The organism is Stenotrophomonas sp. CFBP8994 (genome assembly GCF_034044835.1).
Taxonomy (GTDB): domain Bacteria; phylum Pseudomonadota; class Gammaproteobacteria; order Xanthomonadales; family Xanthomonadaceae; genus Stenotrophomonas; species Stenotrophomonas rhizophila_A.
On record NZ_JAXCWT010000001.1, the window covers coordinates 424,110 to 440,659 of the forward strand.

Genomic DNA, 16,550 nt, shown 5'->3' on the forward strand with positions numbered 1-16,550 from the left:
ACCAGAAAGCAACGTCAGGTGCGTCGACCCAGAATGTGTTGCCGCGTTACAGATTCTTCCCATCCTGCAAGCTCAGCGAGATCGGCCAAGTCAGAAAGGCCCTTCCCCATCGAGGCGGTTGGCTGATGCAGGTCCGGCAAAGGAACCCCGACGTACTTGCAGAGAGCAGCGTGGGTTGCTGTCATCTTGCTGAAAAGTCCATCGAGCAGCCCTGAGAGCTTAACTGTCGGTGGTGGACTCTTCGGGGGCCAGTAACTCCCTTTATCAAGCAGCGCATGGAGAGTGTCTATATCGGAGATGCACTCCGCGAGGAGGTTGATCAGGCTCCTTGGCAAAACGTCGAAGTAAGGGATCAGCAGCGCAAGAGGCTTGGAATCACAATGCTCGGCGTTAATCCGAGTTGCGTTGTAGTGGCTAGCAGTTGTGATGCTCTTCGCCAGATGGCAGCTCGCCCCAAGGTGGAGTATCTGGATACCCAACCGAATCCCCGCAATTCTGGCCACAGCCTTCGCGTGGCGTCTTCGCCCGAATACTGGTTGAAGACCAAGCCACAGTGCGATCACAGCGGCGCCAATCGTTCCTACGGCTGCCCAGGCATCCCACCAAACCACGCAACCTCCTTGACCTGGCGGCCAGCAAGTGCTGAAGGCATTCCAAAAGCTCATGGCGCTGCTCCCCCCTTGAATGGAGGCAATTTTGACATGGCGGTGTCGGATGGCCAAAGGGGCGGGACTAGCGTTTAGCGACGTCGTAGAGCGCGCGGCCCACGACCTGGCCGGCATGTCGGGTCTAGATCTGGCCGAGGCAGGCCCTACCCCCGTCCGCCTCTTGGAGGCCCGGGGCCTGGCCCTCCATCACTCGCCGCCGGCGACATGGACGAAGCGCTGAAGGTCATGGCAGCCGCCCGGGGCAGTTGCCCGCGCACCCGAAAGCAGAACCCCAATCAGCCGCGCACCGCGGCGAAGGAGACCCGATGAATACACCCCCACACCGCGCCGCGTCCCCAACCTGCTGCGCCTCAAGGACGTCACCGCCCGGACGGGCCTGGCCAAGAACACCATCTACGACCGGATCCGCCGGAAGGAGTTTCCTTCGCAAATCGACCTCGGGGGCAACTGTGTCGACTGGTCTTAGGACGAAATCGACGCCTGGATTGCGGCCAAATTGGCGGCCCGGGACGGGAGTTCGGAGGAGCTGCCGAAAGCAGCTTGAGAGCGGGGGCACATGTGGGCGCATCTGCACCACAAGCACGCGTCAGCCCATTGTGCCGCAAGGCTTTCTGGCACTTCAGCGGTTCCCCTTCACCACATTCCAGCCGTCGTCCCCGGACGACAGCGCAACAAAAAAAGCCACCCGACAGGTGGCTTTTTTTGTTGCGATGGGGCGGCAGGCCCCGCCGCCAGGATTCAGATCGCCATCGCCTCGTGAACCGCGTCGGGTCGAATGGCCGCAATCCTCAACAGCGTCCTGGCCGCACCTGAAGGTTCGCGGCGGCCCTGCTCCCAATCCTGGAAGGTGCGTACCGATACGCCCAGCATCCCTGCGAACTGCGCCTGGGACAGGCCCAGTCGCTGACGTGCTTCGGCAGCGATCGATACCGGAACCATGTTCACCCTGCCGACCTTGCCCTCCTTGATGGCACGAACCGACGCCAGCAGCTCGGCACCGATGTCACGCCTCGCGTCGCGGGCTTCAAGTAGTTTGTCATTCTTCGGCATGACCGAGCTCCTCTGGCAAGGCGCAAGGGTAAATGGCGCGCAATTGAACTATACGGCATTGCCGTATATATCCAACTACCTGCCCTTCAGTTTCCCCCGTTCCTGGGGACGTCTCCTGCCCGCTCGGCAATCGGGCGTACCTGCTGTACGAGGCTGAGCAGGGTCTTGCCCGGTTCTTCCATCATTACTTCGTGCGCGGACTGCTCGAACCAGACCAGCTGCTTGGCCGGCGCCTTTACGCCCTGGAGCCACTCCGCCGCGAGCTCGGACGAGACGTTGTGGTCGTGCCGGCCTTCGAACAGGAACACCGGAACCTTCAGTTCCCGAACCGTGGTCATATCCAGGGTCAGCACCTCGCTGAGCAGGTGCTGCATCGAGAAGTCGTTGCCCTTCCACACCTCGGCCACGTCATGGTCGGTGTACTCCGGCGAAAGCCTGATTGCGGCCGCTTCGGCATCGCCGCCCCTGCGGTTGTGCACCATGCCGCCGTAGTGGTTGAGCCACTTCCGCTGCTTGAACAGCTTCTCGAGCGGCACGGGTTGGTTTCCCTGTGCGTAGGGCGCCAATGCTTCCAGCTCGGCCACCGCTTCGGCGTTGCCCTCCTCCCGCGCCTGCTGCAGGGTCCACGCAAAACCACGGCGCTCGCTTTCCGGCGCATTGGAGATCTGCCCGATGCCGATGTAGGCATGCAGCCACCCGGGCCGGCGCTGGGCCAGCTCCAGACCCAGGTAGCTTCCCCACGATTGGCCCAGCACGAAGATCCGCTCCTTGCCGAACTCGCTGCGCAGCCAGGCCACCATTTCCTCGCTGTCGGCGATCATCCGTTCGCGGGTCATGGTCGGAGCGACCACCGCAGGGTCATTGGCCGCGTAGGTCTTGCCTGCACCGCGCTGGTCCCACTGCACGACAGTGAAGTACTCCTCCCAACCACGCTGGAAATACCAGCTGGTGGGCATGGCCACCCAACCGGGCCCTCCGTGCAGCATCAGCAGCACCGGGTTGCGGCGGTCGTTGCCACGGATGGAGACCCACTGGTCGATGCCGCCGATGCGGACCTTCTGCAGCCGCTCGATGCCGTTGTCAGCCACGACCTTGCGCAGGTCGGCAATGACCTTCACTGCCTCGGCGCGGTCGTGGGGCGCGGGGCCCGGCGGTTCAGCCGCCTGTGCCGGGACGCTGAACCCTGTTACAGCAAGCCAGAACAAGCCGGCAACCCAACATTTCATCGGCGTAGACACCTTTGCAGGAGCGGAACGCCGATTGTGTCATGCGTCCGGATTGTCCTTGATCGGCGGGCGCCGGCTTTCGGACTGACGGACGCTCTCATCGGTCTGGCCCGGGCGGGCCTTGGCCGCATCTTCCTGCTTCCGGTCCTGCTTGGCTTCGTCAACGCCCTGCTGCTTGCCGGGCTGCTTTTCGGTGTTCATGTGCGTGCTCGTGGTGGCCTGCCCCCTTGGGCATGCCTGCACCCTAGCGGCGGTCGCGTGATGCAGTGGTCATGAGGTGATCGCCTCCTCGATACAGCGCAGCATCGCCTCGCCGTCCACCGGCTTGACCAGGAACGCGCGACCGCCCCGCTCCATCACCCGCGCGCGCAGCGCATCGGTGGGAAACGCGGTCATGAAGATCATTGGAAACGCGCACCCGCGCGCCAGCAGTTCGGCCTGCAGCTGGTCGCCACTCATCTGCGGCATCTGCATGTCGGTGAGCAGGCAGTCGGGTGCGTCGCCTTCGTCGGCCAGGAACGCCGCCGCCGAGGCATAGGTGCGCGCTTCGTGGCCCAGCGAGCGCACCAGGCTGGACAACGACTGGCGGACCCCGTCGTCGTCATCGACGATCGCAATGCGGTAACTCGGCTTCATGGAGCCTTTATGCCCGATCCGGCCGCGCGCCGGAACCATACACAGGTTTGTGCTGGTCGGTTCAGGCGGTGCCGATACCCACGCCTAGTGCCTCTGCGTGCCGTACCAGGTCGGCCAGCGAGCGCACGCCCATCTTGCGCATTACGTTGCCGCGATGGATCTTCACGGTGATCTCGCTCAGGTGCAGCACGCCGGCCACCTGTTTGTTCATCAACCCGGCCACTACGTGCGCCATTACCTCGCGCTCGCGCGGGGTCAGGGTGGCGTAGCGCGTTTCCAGCGAACCGCGCGCGGCCATGTCCTGGCGGCGGCGGGTGTCGCGCTCGATCGCGGCGCTGACCGCATCCAGCATGTCCTGGTCGCGGAACGGCTTGGCCAGGAAATCCACCGCCCCGGCCTTCATCGCGCGCACGGTCATGGGAATGTCGCCGTGCCCGGTCATGAACACGATGGGCAGGTGGATGCCCTGCGCGGCCAACTGGCCCTGCAGATCCAACCCGCTGATGCCCGGCAGGCGCACGTCCAGCACGATGCAGCCAGGCACGTCCGGCAGCACCGCCTGCAGCAGCTCCGAAGGCGCGCCCAGCACGCGGGTCTGCAGCCCCACCGACCGCAGCAGGCTGTCCAGCGCGTCGCGCACGGCGGCATCGTCATCGACCACCACGACCAGTGGCGGTGTGGGTAGGCTCATCAGGCGCGTGCTCCTGTGGGATGGGTGGCCAGCACCAGCCGGAAGGTGGCGCCATGGCCGGGTTCGCTCTCCACCGACAGCCGCCCACCATGGGCTTCGGCGGTGGACCGGCAGATCGCCAGGCCCATGCCCATGCCGTCCGGCTTGGTGGTGAAGAAGGGTTGGAACAGGGTGTCCAGGTGCGCGCTGTCGATGCCCGGGCCGCTGTCGGCAATGCTGATGGCCACTTCACCGGGTGCGCCGGGCTGCGCCTCCACCACCAGCTGCCGCGCGTTGGCCTGCCCGGCCATGGCCTGGCTGGCGTTGATCAGCAGGTTCACCAGCACCTGCTGAAGCTGCACCGCATCACCGTGCACGGCGGGAAGGTCGGCGGTCACTGCCACGTGCAGCTGCACTGCCTCACGGTTGAGTTCGTGCTGCACCAGCCGCACCGCGTCTTCGATCAGCAGGGAGGCATCGAGCGGCTCGCGCGGCGTGCTGCGTTTGGCCAGGAACGCGCGGACGCGTTTGACGATCTCACTGGCACGGCGCGCTTCCCTCACCGTGCGGGTGATGGCGGCCTCCACTTCGTGCAGGTCCGGCGGGTCGCGGTGCAGCCAGCGCAGCCCGGCCTCGCCGTTGGTCACCACCGCCATCAGCGGCTGGTTGACCTCGTGCGCCAGCGAAGCCGTCAGCTCACCGAGCGTGGCCACGCGCGTGGCGTGCGCCAGTTCGGCCTGCGCGCGCAGCGCGGCATCCTCGGCCCGGCGGCGCTCGGTGACGTCGGTGTGGGTTTCCATCACGCCGGTTGCGCGCCCCAGGCCATCGCGCTGGATCACCCAGCGGCTTTCCAGCACGCGCCAGGCGCCGTCGCGGGTGCGCTGCTCCAGCGTGCCTTCCCAGCTGCCCAGTTGCAGCAGGGTGGCCTCCACTGCCTCGCGTGCCTGCGGGTAGCGGGTGGACAGCAGGACATCGGCCACGCGGCCGATGGCGTCCTCGGCCGACCAACCGTACACCTGCGCGGCCGTGCGGTTCCAGAACGTGATCACCCCGCTGCGGTCACGCACGAAGATCATGTCGTGCGACAGATCCAGCAGCGTTGCCTGCCCCCGCAGGCGCTGCATCGCGCCCTGGTACTGCAGTGCCAGCAGCGCGGTGATGACGATCGCCGCGAGGCTGACCAGCGCGCGGAAGGTCTGCGCGCCCACATGGTTCACCCCGTGCGAATCCAGGTAGGCGATGAGGGTCAACCCGATGCCGGCCACGGCAGTGATGACGATGTCGGCGCGGCGCCCGGTGCGCGCCACCAGCAGCACCGCCACCACGTACAGCACTGCTACCGCACCTTCCAGCGTGGTGAGCACATCGACCAGGAAGATCCCCAGCGTGAGCAGCGCGGCAACGGCGCGGAACACGGTGCGGCCGCGCAACGTGGACGCCGCGGCGGCGCGCGGGCGCGTGGGAGTCGAGCTGGGCACCACGGTCTGGCCTCCTGGCGGGGCGCAGTCACCTGCGCCGGGGTGAGCCCAGTATCCCCCGCACCCGGGGGCGGCAGATCCCCCCAAAGAGGGATGCGCTGGCAGGTGGCCCAAACCAAGGTATGAGCCGGGGAAACGATGGCGCAATGTTCCCGCCGGCCCCCGCTGCCTAGTCTGGATCCATCGGCTCCCCCGCAGCACCTGCGGCCCGGGCCGCCTTCCCCCGCTACCGGAGAGCCGTCATGCACGATGTTGTCGCCCCATCCCGCCAGACCGCCCCGCTGCGCACGCCGTCCGACCTCAGCCTGCAGGCCGGCAAGGACATCGCCGGTGCCCTGACCGTACTGCTGGCCGATGTGTTCGCGCTGTACCTGAAGACCAAGAACTTCCACTGGCACCTGTCCGGCCCGCACTTCCGCGACTACCACCTGATGCTGGATGAGCAGGGCGAGCAGATCTTCGCCACCACCGATGCCATCGCCGAACGGGCGCGCAAGGTCGGCGGCACCACGCTGCGCTCGATCGGGCAGATCCACCGCATCCAGCGCCTGCTCGACAACGACGCGGACTACGTGACCCCCGAGGACATGCTTGCCGAGCTGGCCGACGACAACCGCCAGCTCACCCGCTTCCTGCGGGCCACCCATGGGGTGTGCACCACCCACAACGACGTGGCCACCACCAGCCTGATCGAGAACTGGATCGACGAGGCCGAGCGCCGCAGCTGGTTCCTGTTCGAAAGCACCCGCCCCATCCGCTGATCCACGCGCTGTTTCGTTCCAGCAGGAGGCTGTCATGTCCGCTGCACCCCGCGTTTCGTTGCCCCTGGGCGCGCCCGCGCCCGCGTTCCAGTTGCCCGCCACCCCGGACCAGCGCGTCAGCCTGGACGAGCTGCGCGGCCACCCGGTGATCCTGGCGTTCTACCCCGCCGACTGGAGCCCGGTCTGCGGCGACCAGCTGGCGCTGTACAACCAGCTGCTGCCCGAGTTCCACCGCAGCGGCGCGCAGCTGGTGGGCATCTCCGTGGATGGGGTGTGGTGCCACGCCGCGTTCGCCGAACAACGCCACCTGCACTTTCCCTTGCTGGCCGATTTCGAGCCAAAAGGCGAAGTGGCCCGCCGCTACGGCGTGTACCGCGAACAGGACGGCGTCTGCGAGCGCGCGTTGTTCGTGATCGATGCCGAGGGCATGGTGCGCTGGAGCTACATCTCCCCCCTGGGCATCAATCCCGGCGCCGACGGCATCCTGGAAGCGCTGGCGCAACTTCCCTCCACCGCAGGAGCAGCGTCATGAAAGGTCTGTCGATTCCCGTCAGCGCGCAGGACCACAGCCAGGGTCCGGCCGATGCGCCCATCACCCTGGTCGAGTACGGCGACTATCAATGCCCGTACTGCGGCGAGGCGTATCCCATGCTCAAAGCGGTGCAGCAGGCATTGGGCGACCGGATGCGCTTTGTGTTCCGCAACTTCCCCATTTCCGAAATCCACCCGAACGCGCTGCCGGCTGCGCGTTTTGCCGAAGCGGCCGCAGACGCGGGGTTGTTCTGGGAAGCGCATGACCTGCTCTACCAGCGCCAGGATGCATTGAGCGCGCGCGACCTGCAGGCCTACGCCAAGCAGCTTGGAGTGGACCCCGCGTTGCTGCAGGCCGCCGACAACGGCGCGTTCGATGACCGCATCGAACGCGACTTCATGGGCGGCGTGCGCAGCGGCGTCAACGGCACCCCGTGCCTTTTCATCAATGGGGTGCGCTACGACGGCGCCCGCGATGTGGACAGCCTGGTTGACGTATTGACCGAACGCGCGTGATCCGTTCCGCCGGCGCGCCGGGGTCTCCCCTCCCCCACCCCGGGCGCGCCGGCACCTGCCGGGGACCGACCGCTGCGCTCAGCCCGGTTGCCGTGCCCTTCGCCATTGCAACGGGCTCATGCCCGTCTCGACGCGGAACATGTAGTTGAACGCGGATGCCGAGGCATAGCCCAGCTCATGCGCGATCGCCGTCGGCGAACGCCCCTGCGCCAGCCACTCGATCGCGCGCAGCAGGCGCAGCCGCGTGCGCCACGTGCGCAGGCTCATGCCGGTCTCGCGCTCGAAATGCCGCGCCAGCGTGCGCGGCGACGCGCCCAACAGCCGTGCCCACTCGTCCACGCCGCGCGCATCACCGGGCTGGTCGTGCAGTGCCTGGCACCAGCGCTGCAGCCGCGCATCCTGCGGCCACGGCAGGTGGCGCACATGCTGGCGCTGGCGGCGCAGCTGCGTGGTGACCAGCGCGCTCAGATGCGCGTAGTAACCCGCATCGTCTTCCGGCCGCACCTGCCCCAGTTCCACGATCAATTCGCGCAGCAGCGGCGACACATCCAGCACCGCGCACCGGTCGGGCATGCCCAGCGCCGGATCATCGGCCACGTAGAGGTTGCGGAACGCAGCCGCACTCAAAGCACCGGTGTGATGGACCATGCCGGTAGGCACCCACAGCGCCTGCTGCGGGGTGATCACGTGCCGCGCATTGCGCGCAGTCACCTGCAGCACACCGTGGGTGGCGAACACCACCTGGTTCCAGTCATGCGCATGCGGCGGGAAACGCTCGCCGGCGGCCAGCTCCTGGCTGCGCGCCATCACCGGCCAAGGCAGCGCGCGCAGCGGCGGCACCGGGACTTCCTTCCAGGGCCCGGAAAGCGTGGAGGGCCCTTCTTGGCGGTTTATCGACATGATTCGACATTCTATCGAAAGACAGCCGCCGCGCACCTGATCGACCATGGACGCGTCCCTTTCCGGTTCCACGCATGTCCACTTCCCTCGCCCCCTCCACTGCACGGAAGCCCTGGCAGGTCATCGCCGCCGGCATCTGCGCGCTGGTGCTCACCGTCGGGCTGGCCCGCTTCGCCTACACCCCGCTGCTGCCCCTGATGCGGGTCGATGCCGGCCTCAGCGCGGCGCAGGGCGGCTGGCTGGCCACCTTCAACTACCTGGGCTACCTGCTCGGCACCCTGCTGGCGGCGCGCGTGGGCGACATGCAGCAGAAATTCCGCTTCTACCGGATTGGGCTGGTGCTGGCGGTTGCCGCCACAACGCTGATGGGGACCACTACGCAGCCCTGGCTGTGGAGCCTGCTGCGCTTCGTGGCGGGTCTGTCCAGCACCGCCGGCCTGCTGCTGGCCTCCGGGCTGGTGCTGAACTGGCTGCTGGGCAACCGGCAACGCCCGCGCCTGGGCCTGCACTTCGCGGGGCTGGGCCTGGGCATCGTGGTCTCCGGGCTGGCCACCGGCCTGCTCGCCGGGCACGCCGACTCCAGTGCGCAATGGCGCTGGCTGGGCCTGCTTGGCCTGCTCTTCCTGTTTCCCGCCTGGTGCTGGATGCCGGCACCCACCCCGACCTCCGCCGCACAGGCCGCACAAGCGCCGCCCCCGCCCAGCCGGCGCTGGCGCCAACTGCTGGTGGCGGCCTATTTCTGCGCCGGCGTCGGCTTCGTGGTCAGCGCCACCTTCATCGTGGCCATTCTCGAACAGACCCCCGCCTTCCGTGGCCACGGCAGCGCGGTGTGGGTGCTGGTGGGACTGGCGGCGGTGCCATCCACGTTCGCCTGGGACCGCATCGCCGCGCGCATCGGCCTGATCCGCGCCCTGATGCTGGCCTTCGCCCTGCAGGCCGCCTCATTCTTACTTCCGCTGCTGGACAGCGGCCTGGTCGCCGGACTCGGCAGCGCGCTGCTGTTCGGGCTCACCTTCGCCGGCATCGTCAGCCTCACCCTCACCGTGGTCGGCCGCCACTACCCGCACAACCCGGCCAAGGCCATGGCCAACCTCACCCTCAGCTATGGGGTAGCGCAGATCCTGGCACCGGCGCTTGCCGGCACCCTGGCCCGCAGCAGCGGCAGCTACCAGGCGTCGTTGCTGCTGGCGGCCATCTTCATGGCCGTGGGCATCGTGCTGCTGGCCGCCATGCCCGGTGACGCGCACGACCACGCGCGCTGATGAACAGCAATTCATGCGCGGCCCACACCTGCGATCAAGCACTTAACGCGCCACACCAAGGCCGCAGCAACGAATGTGAAATTTTTTTGTCGAAACGCTTGCCGAACCCCGTAGACCTCCGTATTATTCGCGTCCTCGCCAGCGGCAACGCAGCGATGAAGTGGCCGAGTAGCTCAGTTGGTAGAGCAGGGGATTGAAAATCCCCGTGTCGGCGGTTCGATTCCGTCCTCGGCCACCACAAATCTAAAAGACCTGCAGAAATGCAGGTCTTTTTTTTTGCATTGCTGTAGTGGCATTGCAGGCAGGCACATGCACAATGCGGACACCGTCATTGAACAAGGATGTCCCATGCGTGTCGCTTTGCTTCTGCCGTTCCTGCTGCTCAGTGCTGGTTGTGCGCACCAGAGTGCGATGACCGCACCCAACGCGCCGATGCCGACGGTCACGCCAGGCTGGATCACTCCCGCCGAAGCCGTGTTTGCCGCCAACGAAGATCCGCAGCGCGGCATCAGTGGCACCTTCGTGTTCACCGTCAAGAACACCGACGTCACCGAAGACCGCATCTACCTCAACAGCGAACGCGACTACCGTCATCAGCTCGCGTTGAACGTGTCGCTGGATGCCGCGCAGCGCGAAGCACTGCAGAAGCAGCTGGGCATGCCGCTGGAATACCTGGTCAACCGTCGCCTGCTGGTACAGGGCACGGCCCGCCGCACCACCATCGCGTTCACCCACGACGGCAAGCCCTCCGGCAAGTACTACTTCCAGACCCAGCTCCAGGTAAGCGACCCGCGCCACGTTCGTTTCGCCCCCTGATCAGCACCGGCTGACAAAACCTTTACACCCGCCAACGTCCTCCCCCCTAAGCTCGGGCCTCCTGCCGGGAGACACCCATGCGCCTTCGCCCTGCCCTGTTTGCTGCTGCACTGTTGTTGACCTCCGTCACCACCCACGCGGTGGAACCGGTGCGTTCAGTGCCTGCGTTGGATATGGGCCGCTACGCGGGCCAGTGGCATGAAATCGCGCACCTGCCGGTGTCGTTCCAGAAGAAATGCGTGGGCGACATCACCGCTACCTACGCGCTGCGCGCCGATGGTCGCATCAGCGTGCACAACGCCTGCCGCACCGGCGATGGCGAGCGCATCGCAGCCGAGGGCGTGGCGCGGCCGGTGGAAGGCGAACCGGGCCAGCTGCAGGTGCGCTTCGTGCCGGACTGGCTGGCCTGGGTGCCGCTGGTATGGGCCGACTACTGGGTGATCGCGCTGGACCCGGACTACCAGTGGGCGGTGGTGGGCGACCCGGACCGCAAGTACCTGTGGATCCTGTCGCGCTCGCCGACGATGGATGCCGCGCTGTTCGCCAGCCTGAAGGCCAAAGCCGAAGCGATGGGGTATGACCTGGCGCCCCTGAAGGTGATGGCCCCGGTGGATTGATCGCCGGCGCGCCTGAAACCTGAATGCACCTTCGCTTGTCTTAGGATGCGTATCGACCAACGGTCGATGCCTACCGGCCTGTGTCCCACGGCCGGCAGCCGCCGCACCCCCTACACCCGCACAACTACCATACGCCGTAGTATGCTCTTACCTACGCGGCACCTGCACGAGGATTTGCGCCCATGTTCCACCGCCTCCGTACTGTTCTTACCGTTGCCCTGCTGACCGGCACCGCCGTTGCGCTGACCGCCTGCAACACCAACGTCAAGCGCGTCTCGCCGCCGGCTGCCAGCGTGCAGCAGCTGACCGTGGGCGCCAACGGCAACTGGACCCTGGCCCTGCGCCTGCAGAACTTCAGCTCCATGCCCATGACCTTCGACAGCGTGGAGCTGCAGATGCAGGTGGGCGACCAGGATGCCGGCAAGGTGAGCGTACGCCCGGCCATCTCCATCGGCGGCGTCTCGGCCGATGTCATCAACGTGGAACTGCAGCCCTCCTCGGCCGCGCGCATCGTGGTGGCCGACGCCCTGGCCGGCAACCGCACCCTGGGTTATTCGCTCAAGGGCACCGTGGCCGCCACCCCGCAGGAAAAGAAGCAGCGCAGCTTCGAGATCGACAACCGCAGCACCCTCAACCAGGCCCCCGGCCTGCCCGGCGTGCTGCGCTGACCCCCAACACCGCTCCTACCTGATCCCCGCATCTGATCGAGACCTGACGATGAGCAGCTACACCGCCCCGCTTTCCGATATCCGCTTCGCCCTGCATGACGTGTTGAAGGTGGAGCCGCTGTTTGCCCGCCTGGGTTTCGCCGATGCCACCACCGACGTGGTCGATGCGGTGCTGGAGGAAGCCGGCCGCTTCAGCACCAGCGTGCTGGCGCCGCTCAACAGCGTGGGCGATGAAATCGGCTGCGTGCTCGACCAGGCCAGCGGCGAAGTAACCACCCCGCCCGGCTTCAAGCAGGCTTACGCGCAGTTCGTCGATGGCGGCTGGACCGGCCTCACCGCTGCCCCCGAACTGGGCGGCCAGGGCCTGCCGCACACGCTGGGCGTGCCGCTCAACGAAATGATCAACGCCGCCAACCTGGCGTGGGGCAACTTCCCGCTGCTCTCGCATGGCGCCATTGAAGCGCTCAAGCAGCACGGCGAAGCCTGGCAGCAGGATGCGTTCCTCAAGCCGCTGATCGAAGGCCGCTGGACCGGCACCATGTGCCTGACCGAACCGCATTGCGGCACCGACCTGGGCCTGCTCAAGACCAAGGCCGAACCCAATGCCGATGGCAGCTATGCCATCACCGGCACCAAGATCTTCATCACCGCCGGCGAGCACGACCTGACCGACAACATCGTGCACCTGGTGCTGGCCAAGCTGCCCGACGCGCCGGCCGGTGCCAAGGGCATTTCGCTGTTCGTCACCCCGAAGTTCAAGGTCGACCGTGACGGCAACGTCGGCGAGCGCAACGCGCTGCGCTGCGGCTCGATCGAACACAAGATGGGCATCAAGGGTTCGGTCACCTGCGTGATGAACTTCGATGGCGCCGAAGGCTACCTGGTCGGCCAGCCGCACAAGGGCCTGCAGGCGATGTTTACCATGATGAACACCGCGCGCCTGGGCGTGGGCCTGCAGGGCATCGGCCTGTCCGAGCGCGCCTACCAGAATGCACTGAAGTACGCGCGTGAACGCCTGCAGTCGCGTTCGCTGAGCGGCCCGAAGAACCCGGACAAGCCGGCCGACCCGATCCTGGTCCACCCGGACGTGCGCCGCATGCTGCTCTCGATCAAGTCGCTGGTCGAAGGCAGCCGCCTGCTCGCGCTGCACGCGGCCACCCTGATCGACGTGGCCCACCACGCCGACGATGCCGGCGAACGCGAGCGCGCCGAGACCCTGGTGAGCTTCCTCACCCCGATCTCCAAGGCCTGCCAGACCGAATGGGGCATCGAGAACACCTACAACGCCCTGCAGTGTTTCGGTGGCCACGGCTACATCCACGAGCACGGCATGGAGCAGCTGGCCCGCGATGCACGCATCACCACGCTGTATGAAGGCACCACCGGCATCCAGGCGCTGGACCTGATCGGCCGCAAGACCGCCGCCAGCCAGGGCGCCGGGCTGAAGCTGATGCTGGCCGAGATCGAGGCCTTCGCCAAGGCCAACGAAGGCAACGAAGCGCTGGCCGAGTTCATCGCCCCGCTGCGCGCCAAGGCCCAGGAATGGGGCCAGTTGACCATGGCGACGCTGCAGCGCGCGACCACCAACCCGGACGAACTGGGCGCGGCCAGCTTCGATTACCTGTTCTATTCCGGCTACGTGGTGCTGGCGTACTGGTGGGCCCGCAGCGTGGCCGCCGCTGATGCGTCCGCGCAGAGCGAGGCCTTCAAGCAGGCCAAGCGCGAAACCGCCCGCTTCTACTTCGCCCGCATGCTGCCGCGCACGCTCAGCCATGCAGCAGCAATCCAGGCCGGCGCGGAATCGCTCATGGCCATGGAAGACGCCCGTTTCGGCGACTAAGAGCCGTACCGACCAACGGTCGGTACCTACCGCATCACGCGCGGCCGGCGCTGCATCCCACAGACCAGGAGCCCCCTTTTGTTAAAGGGGGCGCGCCGACAGGCGCGGGGTATAGGAGGTATGCCCCGGGTCCCGGATTGGTTACGGTTTGGGTGTAGGCGCCCGCGCCTATACCCAAACCGTAACCAATCCGGTATAAGCTGTTTTCCCGATGGAGACAGACACTACGAGCTTAGGTCTGATCGATACCGGAGCCTCGTCCGCCCCGGTCGCCGAGGTATCGCCGATCGTTTCCCTGCATCGGCCCGGCAGCGTCCGGTTATTGTCCCTGGACGCCCATGGACGCGTACTGGACTGGATCAACTGGCAGGACGCCGCCTGCCTCTACTCGCGCGATGCCGTTGCCTGGACCCTGGGCGATCCCTGCCTGCACATCCACGGTGGCATCAACCGCCTGACCGGCCTGCAGAGCGGGGTTGACCTGCACCCGATCATCGCCGCGCGCGGCCACGCCCGTTCCCGTGCCATCGATCCCACCCCGAACCTGTCCAACCAGGCGCTGTTCGCGCGCGATGCGCACCTGTGCCTGTACTGCGGCCAACAGTTCCACCGCCCGCAGCTGACCCGCGACCACGTCATGCCGCTGTCCAAGGGCGGCCTGGACGTGTGGGAAAACGTGGTCAGCGCCTGCTTCCACTGCAACTCGCGCAAGAGCGACCGCACCCCGCAGCAGGCCGGCATGCCCTTGCTGGCCGTGCCTTACCGGCCCAGCTGGATCGAACACATGATCCTCTCCAACCGCAACATCCTGGCCGACCAGATGGCGTTCCTGAAGGCGCAGCTGCCCAAACGCTCCAAGCTCGCCGCCTGAACCTGCGACACGTTGTCGCAGGAAACCCTCACCCTTTGCTCACCGGCGGAGCGGTTTGCTTGCCCCACCCCGGTTTGGGGGCGAAAATAGGCGCTTGAGAAGAAGCGCGATAAACATGATCGATTCCGCACGCTATCCCCGCCTGTCGCGCATCCAGAACCCGGATGACCTGCGCAGGTTCGAAGAATCCGAACTGCCCGCCATCGCGGATGAACTGCGTGCCTACCTGATCGAATCGGTAGGCAAGAGTGGCGGCCATTTCGGCGCCGGCCTGGGCGTGATCGAACTCACCGTGGCCCTGCACTACCTGTACCAGACCCCGGTCGACCAGCTGGTGTGGGACGTGGGCCACCAGACCTACCCGCACAAGATCCTGACCGGCCGCCGCGACGAGATCCACACCGTCAAGCAGAAGGACGGCGTGGCGCCGTTCCCCAAGCGCGAGGAAAGCGAGTACGACACCTTCGGGGTCGGCCATTCCTCCACCTCCATCTCGGCCGCGCTGGGCATGGCGATCGCGCGCCAGCTTGAAGGCGACGACCGCAAGGTGGTGGCGGTGATCGGCGATGGCGCGATGACCGCCGGCATGGCCTATGAGGCACTCAACCATGCCGGTGGCATGGAGCAGGAACCGAACCTGCTGGTGATCCTCAACGACAACAACATGTCGATCTCCGAAGCCGTGGGCGGGCTGACCAAGATGCTCGGCCGGGCCACCGGCAGCCGCACGCTCAATGCGCTGCGCGAAGGCGGCAAGCGGATCCTGGGCGACAAGAAAAAATCCCCGTCGGCGCGCTTCGTCAAGCGCTGGGAAGAACACTGGAAGGGCATGTTCGTGCCGTCCACCTTCTTCGAGGAAATGGGCTTCCATTACACCGGCCCCATCGATGGCCACGACGTGCCTGCGCTGGTGGCCACGCTGAAGACGCTCAAGGGCCTGAAGGGCCTGAAGCTGCTGCACGTGATGACCACCAAGGGCAAGGGCTACGAGCGCGCCGAGGGCGACCAGATCGGTTACCACGCGGTGGGCCCGTTCGACCCGGACAAGGGCCTGATCGCCAAGGGCGGCGCCAAGAAGCCCACCTACACCGATGTGTTCAGCGACTGGCTGTGCGATGCCGCCGCCGCCGAACCGCGCCTGCTGGGCATCACCCCGGCCATGCGCGAAGGCTCTGGCCTGGTGCGTTTCAGCAAGGAATACCCGGAGCGCTACCACGACGTGGCCATTGCCGAGCAGCACGCAGTCACGCTGGCCGCGGGCATGGCCACCCAGGGCGCCAAGCCGGTGGTGGCGATCTACTCCACGTTCCTGCAGCGCGCCTACGATCAGCTCGTGCATGACGTGGCTGTTCAGAAGCTGGATGTGCTGTTCGCCATCGACCGCGCCGGCGTGGTTGGCCCGGACGGCGCCACACATGCGGGCAACCTGGACCTGAGCTTCCTGCGCTGCGTGCCCCACATGGTGGTCATGGCCCCGGCCGACGAGGCCGAATGCCGGCAGATGCTCAGCACCGGGCTGCAGTACGACGGCCCGGCCGCCGTGCGCTACCCGCGTGGCAGCGGCACCGGCGTGGACGCCGGCAACGACCTGTCCACGCTGGAGATCGGCAAGGCCGACCTGCGCGTGCAGGGCAGCCGCATCGCGCTGCTGGCGTTTGGCAGCACCGTGCCGGCGGCCGAAGCGGTGGGCCGCGAGCTGGGCCTGAGCGTGGTCAACATGCGCTTCATCAAGCCGCTGGACCGTGCGCTGCTGCTGGAGCTGGCCAAGACCCATCAGGGCTTCGTGACCATCGAAGACAACGTGGTGGCCGGTGGCGCCGGGTCCGGCGTGGCCGAGCTGCTCAATGCAGAAGACGTGCTGCGCCCGTTCCTGCACCTGGGCCTGCCCGACAGCTTCCAGCACCATGCCAGCCGCGAAGACCTGCTGGCCGAAGCGGGGATTGATGCTGCGGGTATCCGTGCCGCCGTGTTGAAGCGTTGGCCGAATCTCGGCAGTCAGGCGCTGAGCGCCTGACCCCGAATCCCGCGCGGAAGCGTTAC

General features: G+C 66.7%; 19 protein-coding genes and 1 tRNA gene. 12 read left to right on the top strand and 8 right to left on the bottom strand.

Going from position 1 to position 16,550, the window contains the following annotated elements; translation table 11 throughout:
• Positions 1 to 14: 14 nt before the first annotated feature.
• Complete coding sequence (locus SOM39_RS02020; RefSeq protein ID WP_320457316.1) at positions 15 to 665, bottom strand: hypothetical protein; 651 nt, start codon at positions 663 to 665, stop codon at positions 15 to 17.
• Positions 666 to 1,011: 346 nt separating this feature from the next.
• Here SOM39_RS02020 and SOM39_RS02025 point away from each other — a divergent pair, with 346 nt between their 5' ends.
• Complete coding sequence (locus SOM39_RS02025; protein ID WP_320457654.1) at positions 1,012 to 1,134, top strand: helix-turn-helix transcriptional regulator; 123 nt, start codon at positions 1,012 to 1,014, stop codon at positions 1,132 to 1,134.
• A gap of 272 nt (positions 1,135 to 1,406) precedes the next feature.
• On the opposite strand, the gene SOM39_RS02030 is transcribed toward SOM39_RS02025, so the two are convergent.
• The 6 genes from SOM39_RS02030 to SOM39_RS02055 form a co-directional block, all read right to left on the bottom strand.
• Complete coding sequence (locus SOM39_RS02030; protein WP_320457317.1) at positions 1,407 to 1,718, bottom strand: helix-turn-helix domain-containing protein; 312 nt, start codon at positions 1,716 to 1,718, stop codon at positions 1,407 to 1,409.
• Between the two features lie 86 nt (positions 1,719 to 1,804).
• A complete protein-coding gene (locus SOM39_RS02035; RefSeq protein WP_320457318.1) occupies positions 1,805 to 2,944 on the bottom strand; it encodes an alpha/beta hydrolase in 1,140 nt (379 codons plus the stop codon).
• A gap of 39 nt (positions 2,945 to 2,983) precedes the next feature.
• Positions 2,984 to 3,145, bottom strand: coding sequence for a hypothetical protein (locus SOM39_RS02040; protein ID WP_167693303.1), 162 nt, complete (start codon positions 3,143 to 3,145; stop codon positions 2,984 to 2,986).
• A 69-nt stretch (positions 3,146 to 3,214) separates the two neighbouring features.
• A complete protein-coding gene (locus SOM39_RS02045) occupies positions 3,215 to 3,580 on the bottom strand; it encodes a response regulator transcription factor (RefSeq protein WP_093536337.1) in 366 nt (121 codons plus the stop codon).
• Between the two features lie 61 nt (positions 3,581 to 3,641).
• Positions 3,642 to 4,271: a response regulator transcription factor gene (locus tag SOM39_RS02050; protein ID WP_320457319.1), complete on the bottom strand. Its 630-nt coding sequence runs from the start codon at positions 4,269 to 4,271 to the stop codon at positions 3,642 to 3,644.
• Positions 4,271 to 5,728: a sensor histidine kinase gene (locus tag SOM39_RS02055; RefSeq protein WP_320457320.1), complete on the bottom strand. Its 1,458-nt coding sequence runs from the start codon at positions 5,726 to 5,728 to the stop codon at positions 4,271 to 4,273. Before SOM39_RS02055 ends, SOM39_RS02050 begins: the two co-directional genes overlap by 1 nt.
• Positions 5,729 to 5,970: 242 nt before the next feature.
• Here SOM39_RS02055 and SOM39_RS02060 point away from each other — a divergent pair, with 242 nt between their 5' ends.
• The 3 genes from SOM39_RS02060 to SOM39_RS02070 are packed head-to-tail and all read left to right on the top strand — an operon-like array spanning position 5,971 to position 7,536.
• Positions 5,971 to 6,489 (top strand): Dps family protein, encoded by a 519-nt coding sequence (locus SOM39_RS02060; protein WP_068853304.1) that lies wholly within the window; start codon positions 5,971 to 5,973, stop codon positions 6,487 to 6,489.
• Between the two features lie 34 nt (positions 6,490 to 6,523).
• Complete coding sequence (locus tag SOM39_RS02065; RefSeq protein WP_320457321.1) at positions 6,524 to 7,021, top strand: peroxiredoxin; 498 nt, start codon at positions 6,524 to 6,526, stop codon at positions 7,019 to 7,021.
• On the top strand, positions 7,018 to 7,536 hold the full coding sequence (locus SOM39_RS02070; RefSeq protein ID WP_068853308.1) for a DsbA family protein: 519 nt from the start codon (positions 7,018 to 7,020) through the stop codon (positions 7,534 to 7,536). Before SOM39_RS02065 ends, SOM39_RS02070 begins: the two co-directional genes overlap by 4 nt.
• Before the next feature lie 78 nt (positions 7,537 to 7,614).
• Here SOM39_RS02070 and SOM39_RS02075 read toward each other — a convergent pair whose 3' ends face one another.
• Positions 7,615 to 8,376, bottom strand: a complete 762-nt coding sequence (locus SOM39_RS02075; protein WP_320457322.1) for a helix-turn-helix transcriptional regulator — start codon at positions 8,374 to 8,376, stop codon at positions 7,615 to 7,617.
• A gap of 134 nt (positions 8,377 to 8,510) precedes the next feature.
• On the opposite strand from SOM39_RS02075, the gene SOM39_RS02080 reads away from it, so the two are divergent.
• The 8 genes from SOM39_RS02080 (at position 8,511) to dxs (ending at position 16,524) form a co-directional block, all read left to right on the top strand.
• Entirely contained in the window at positions 8,511 to 9,698 is a 1,188-nt protein-coding gene (locus SOM39_RS02080) for a YbfB/YjiJ family MFS transporter (RefSeq protein WP_320457323.1), read from the top strand.
• A 162-nt stretch (positions 9,699 to 9,860) separates the two neighbouring features.
• Positions 9,861 to 9,936 (top strand) — tRNA-Phe (locus SOM39_RS02085).
• A 110-nt stretch (positions 9,937 to 10,046) separates the two neighbouring features.
• Positions 10,047 to 10,514, top strand: coding sequence for a hypothetical protein (locus SOM39_RS02090; RefSeq protein WP_320457324.1), 468 nt, complete (start codon positions 10,047 to 10,049; stop codon positions 10,512 to 10,514).
• Between the two features lie 77 nt (positions 10,515 to 10,591).
• Positions 10,592 to 11,131 (top strand): lipocalin family protein, encoded by a 540-nt coding sequence (locus SOM39_RS02095; protein WP_320457325.1) that lies wholly within the window; start codon positions 10,592 to 10,594, stop codon positions 11,129 to 11,131.
• A gap of 182 nt (positions 11,132 to 11,313) precedes the next feature.
• Positions 11,314 to 11,799 carry an LEA type 2 family protein gene (locus SOM39_RS02100; protein WP_320457326.1) on the top strand — a complete coding sequence of 162 codons (486 nt, stop codon included), beginning with the start codon at positions 11,314 to 11,316 and terminating at the stop codon, positions 11,797 to 11,799.
• Between the two features lie 49 nt (positions 11,800 to 11,848).
• On the top strand, positions 11,849 to 13,639 hold the full coding sequence (locus SOM39_RS02105; RefSeq protein WP_320457327.1) for an acyl-CoA dehydrogenase C-terminal domain-containing protein: 1,791 nt from the start codon (positions 11,849 to 11,851) through the stop codon (positions 13,637 to 13,639).
• Between the two features lie 211 nt (positions 13,640 to 13,850).
• Positions 13,851 to 14,510 (top strand): HNH endonuclease, encoded by a 660-nt coding sequence (locus SOM39_RS02110; protein ID WP_068853322.1) that lies wholly within the window; start codon positions 13,851 to 13,853, stop codon positions 14,508 to 14,510.
• A gap of 115 nt (positions 14,511 to 14,625) precedes the next feature.
• Positions 14,626 to 16,524, top strand: a complete 1,899-nt coding sequence (gene dxs, locus SOM39_RS02115) for a 1-deoxy-D-xylulose-5-phosphate synthase (protein WP_068853324.1) — start codon at positions 14,626 to 14,628, stop codon at positions 16,522 to 16,524.
• The last annotated feature ends 26 nt before the right edge of the window (positions 16,525 to 16,550 follow it).

Excerpts from the sequence above, each read along its gene's own strand:
- SOM39_RS02095 (WP_320457325.1), top strand. The coding sequence starts at position 10,592 with ATGCGCCTTCGCCCTGCCCTGTTTGCTGCTGCACTGTTGTTGACCTCC.
- SOM39_RS02070 (WP_068853308.1), top strand. The coding sequence starts at position 7,018 with ATGAAAGGTCTGTCGATTCCCGTCAGCGCGCAGGACCACAGCCAGGGT.
- SOM39_RS02050 (WP_320457319.1), bottom strand. The coding sequence starts at position 4,271 with ATGAGCCTACCCACACCGCCACTGGTCGTGGTGGTCGATGACGATGCC.
- SOM39_RS02105 (WP_320457327.1), top strand. The coding sequence starts at position 11,849 with ATGAGCAGCTACACCGCCCCGCTTTCCGATATCCGCTTCGCCCTGCAT.
- SOM39_RS02020 (WP_320457316.1), bottom strand. The coding sequence starts at position 665 with ATGAGCTTTTGGAATGCCTTCAGCACTTGCTGGCCGCCAGGTCAAGGA.
- SOM39_RS02100 (WP_320457326.1), top strand. The coding sequence starts at position 11,314 with ATGTTCCACCGCCTCCGTACTGTTCTTACCGTTGCCCTGCTGACCGGC.
- SOM39_RS02040 (WP_167693303.1), bottom strand. The coding sequence starts at position 3,145 with ATGAACACCGAAAAGCAGCCCGGCAAGCAGCAGGGCGTTGACGAAGCC.
- SOM39_RS02090 (WP_320457324.1), top strand. The coding sequence starts at position 10,047 with ATGCGTGTCGCTTTGCTTCTGCCGTTCCTGCTGCTCAGTGCTGGTTGT.
- SOM39_RS02035 (WP_320457318.1), bottom strand. The coding sequence starts at position 2,944 with ATGAAATGTTGGGTTGCCGGCTTGTTCTGGCTTGCTGTAACAGGGTTC.
- SOM39_RS02060 (WP_068853304.1), top strand. The coding sequence starts at position 5,971 with ATGCACGATGTTGTCGCCCCATCCCGCCAGACCGCCCCGCTGCGCACG.
- SOM39_RS02045 (WP_093536337.1), bottom strand. The coding sequence starts at position 3,580 with ATGAAGCCGAGTTACCGCATTGCGATCGTCGATGACGACGACGGGGTC.
- SOM39_RS02065 (WP_320457321.1), top strand. The coding sequence starts at position 6,524 with ATGTCCGCTGCACCCCGCGTTTCGTTGCCCCTGGGCGCGCCCGCGCCC.
- SOM39_RS02110 (WP_068853322.1), top strand. The coding sequence starts at position 13,851 with ATGGAGACAGACACTACGAGCTTAGGTCTGATCGATACCGGAGCCTCG.
- SOM39_RS02030 (WP_320457317.1), bottom strand. The coding sequence starts at position 1,718 with ATGCCGAAGAATGACAAACTACTTGAAGCCCGCGACGCGAGGCGTGAC.
- dxs (WP_068853324.1), top strand. The coding sequence starts at position 14,626 with ATGATCGATTCCGCACGCTATCCCCGCCTGTCGCGCATCCAGAACCCG.
- SOM39_RS02080 (WP_320457323.1), top strand. The coding sequence starts at position 8,511 with ATGTCCACTTCCCTCGCCCCCTCCACTGCACGGAAGCCCTGGCAGGTC.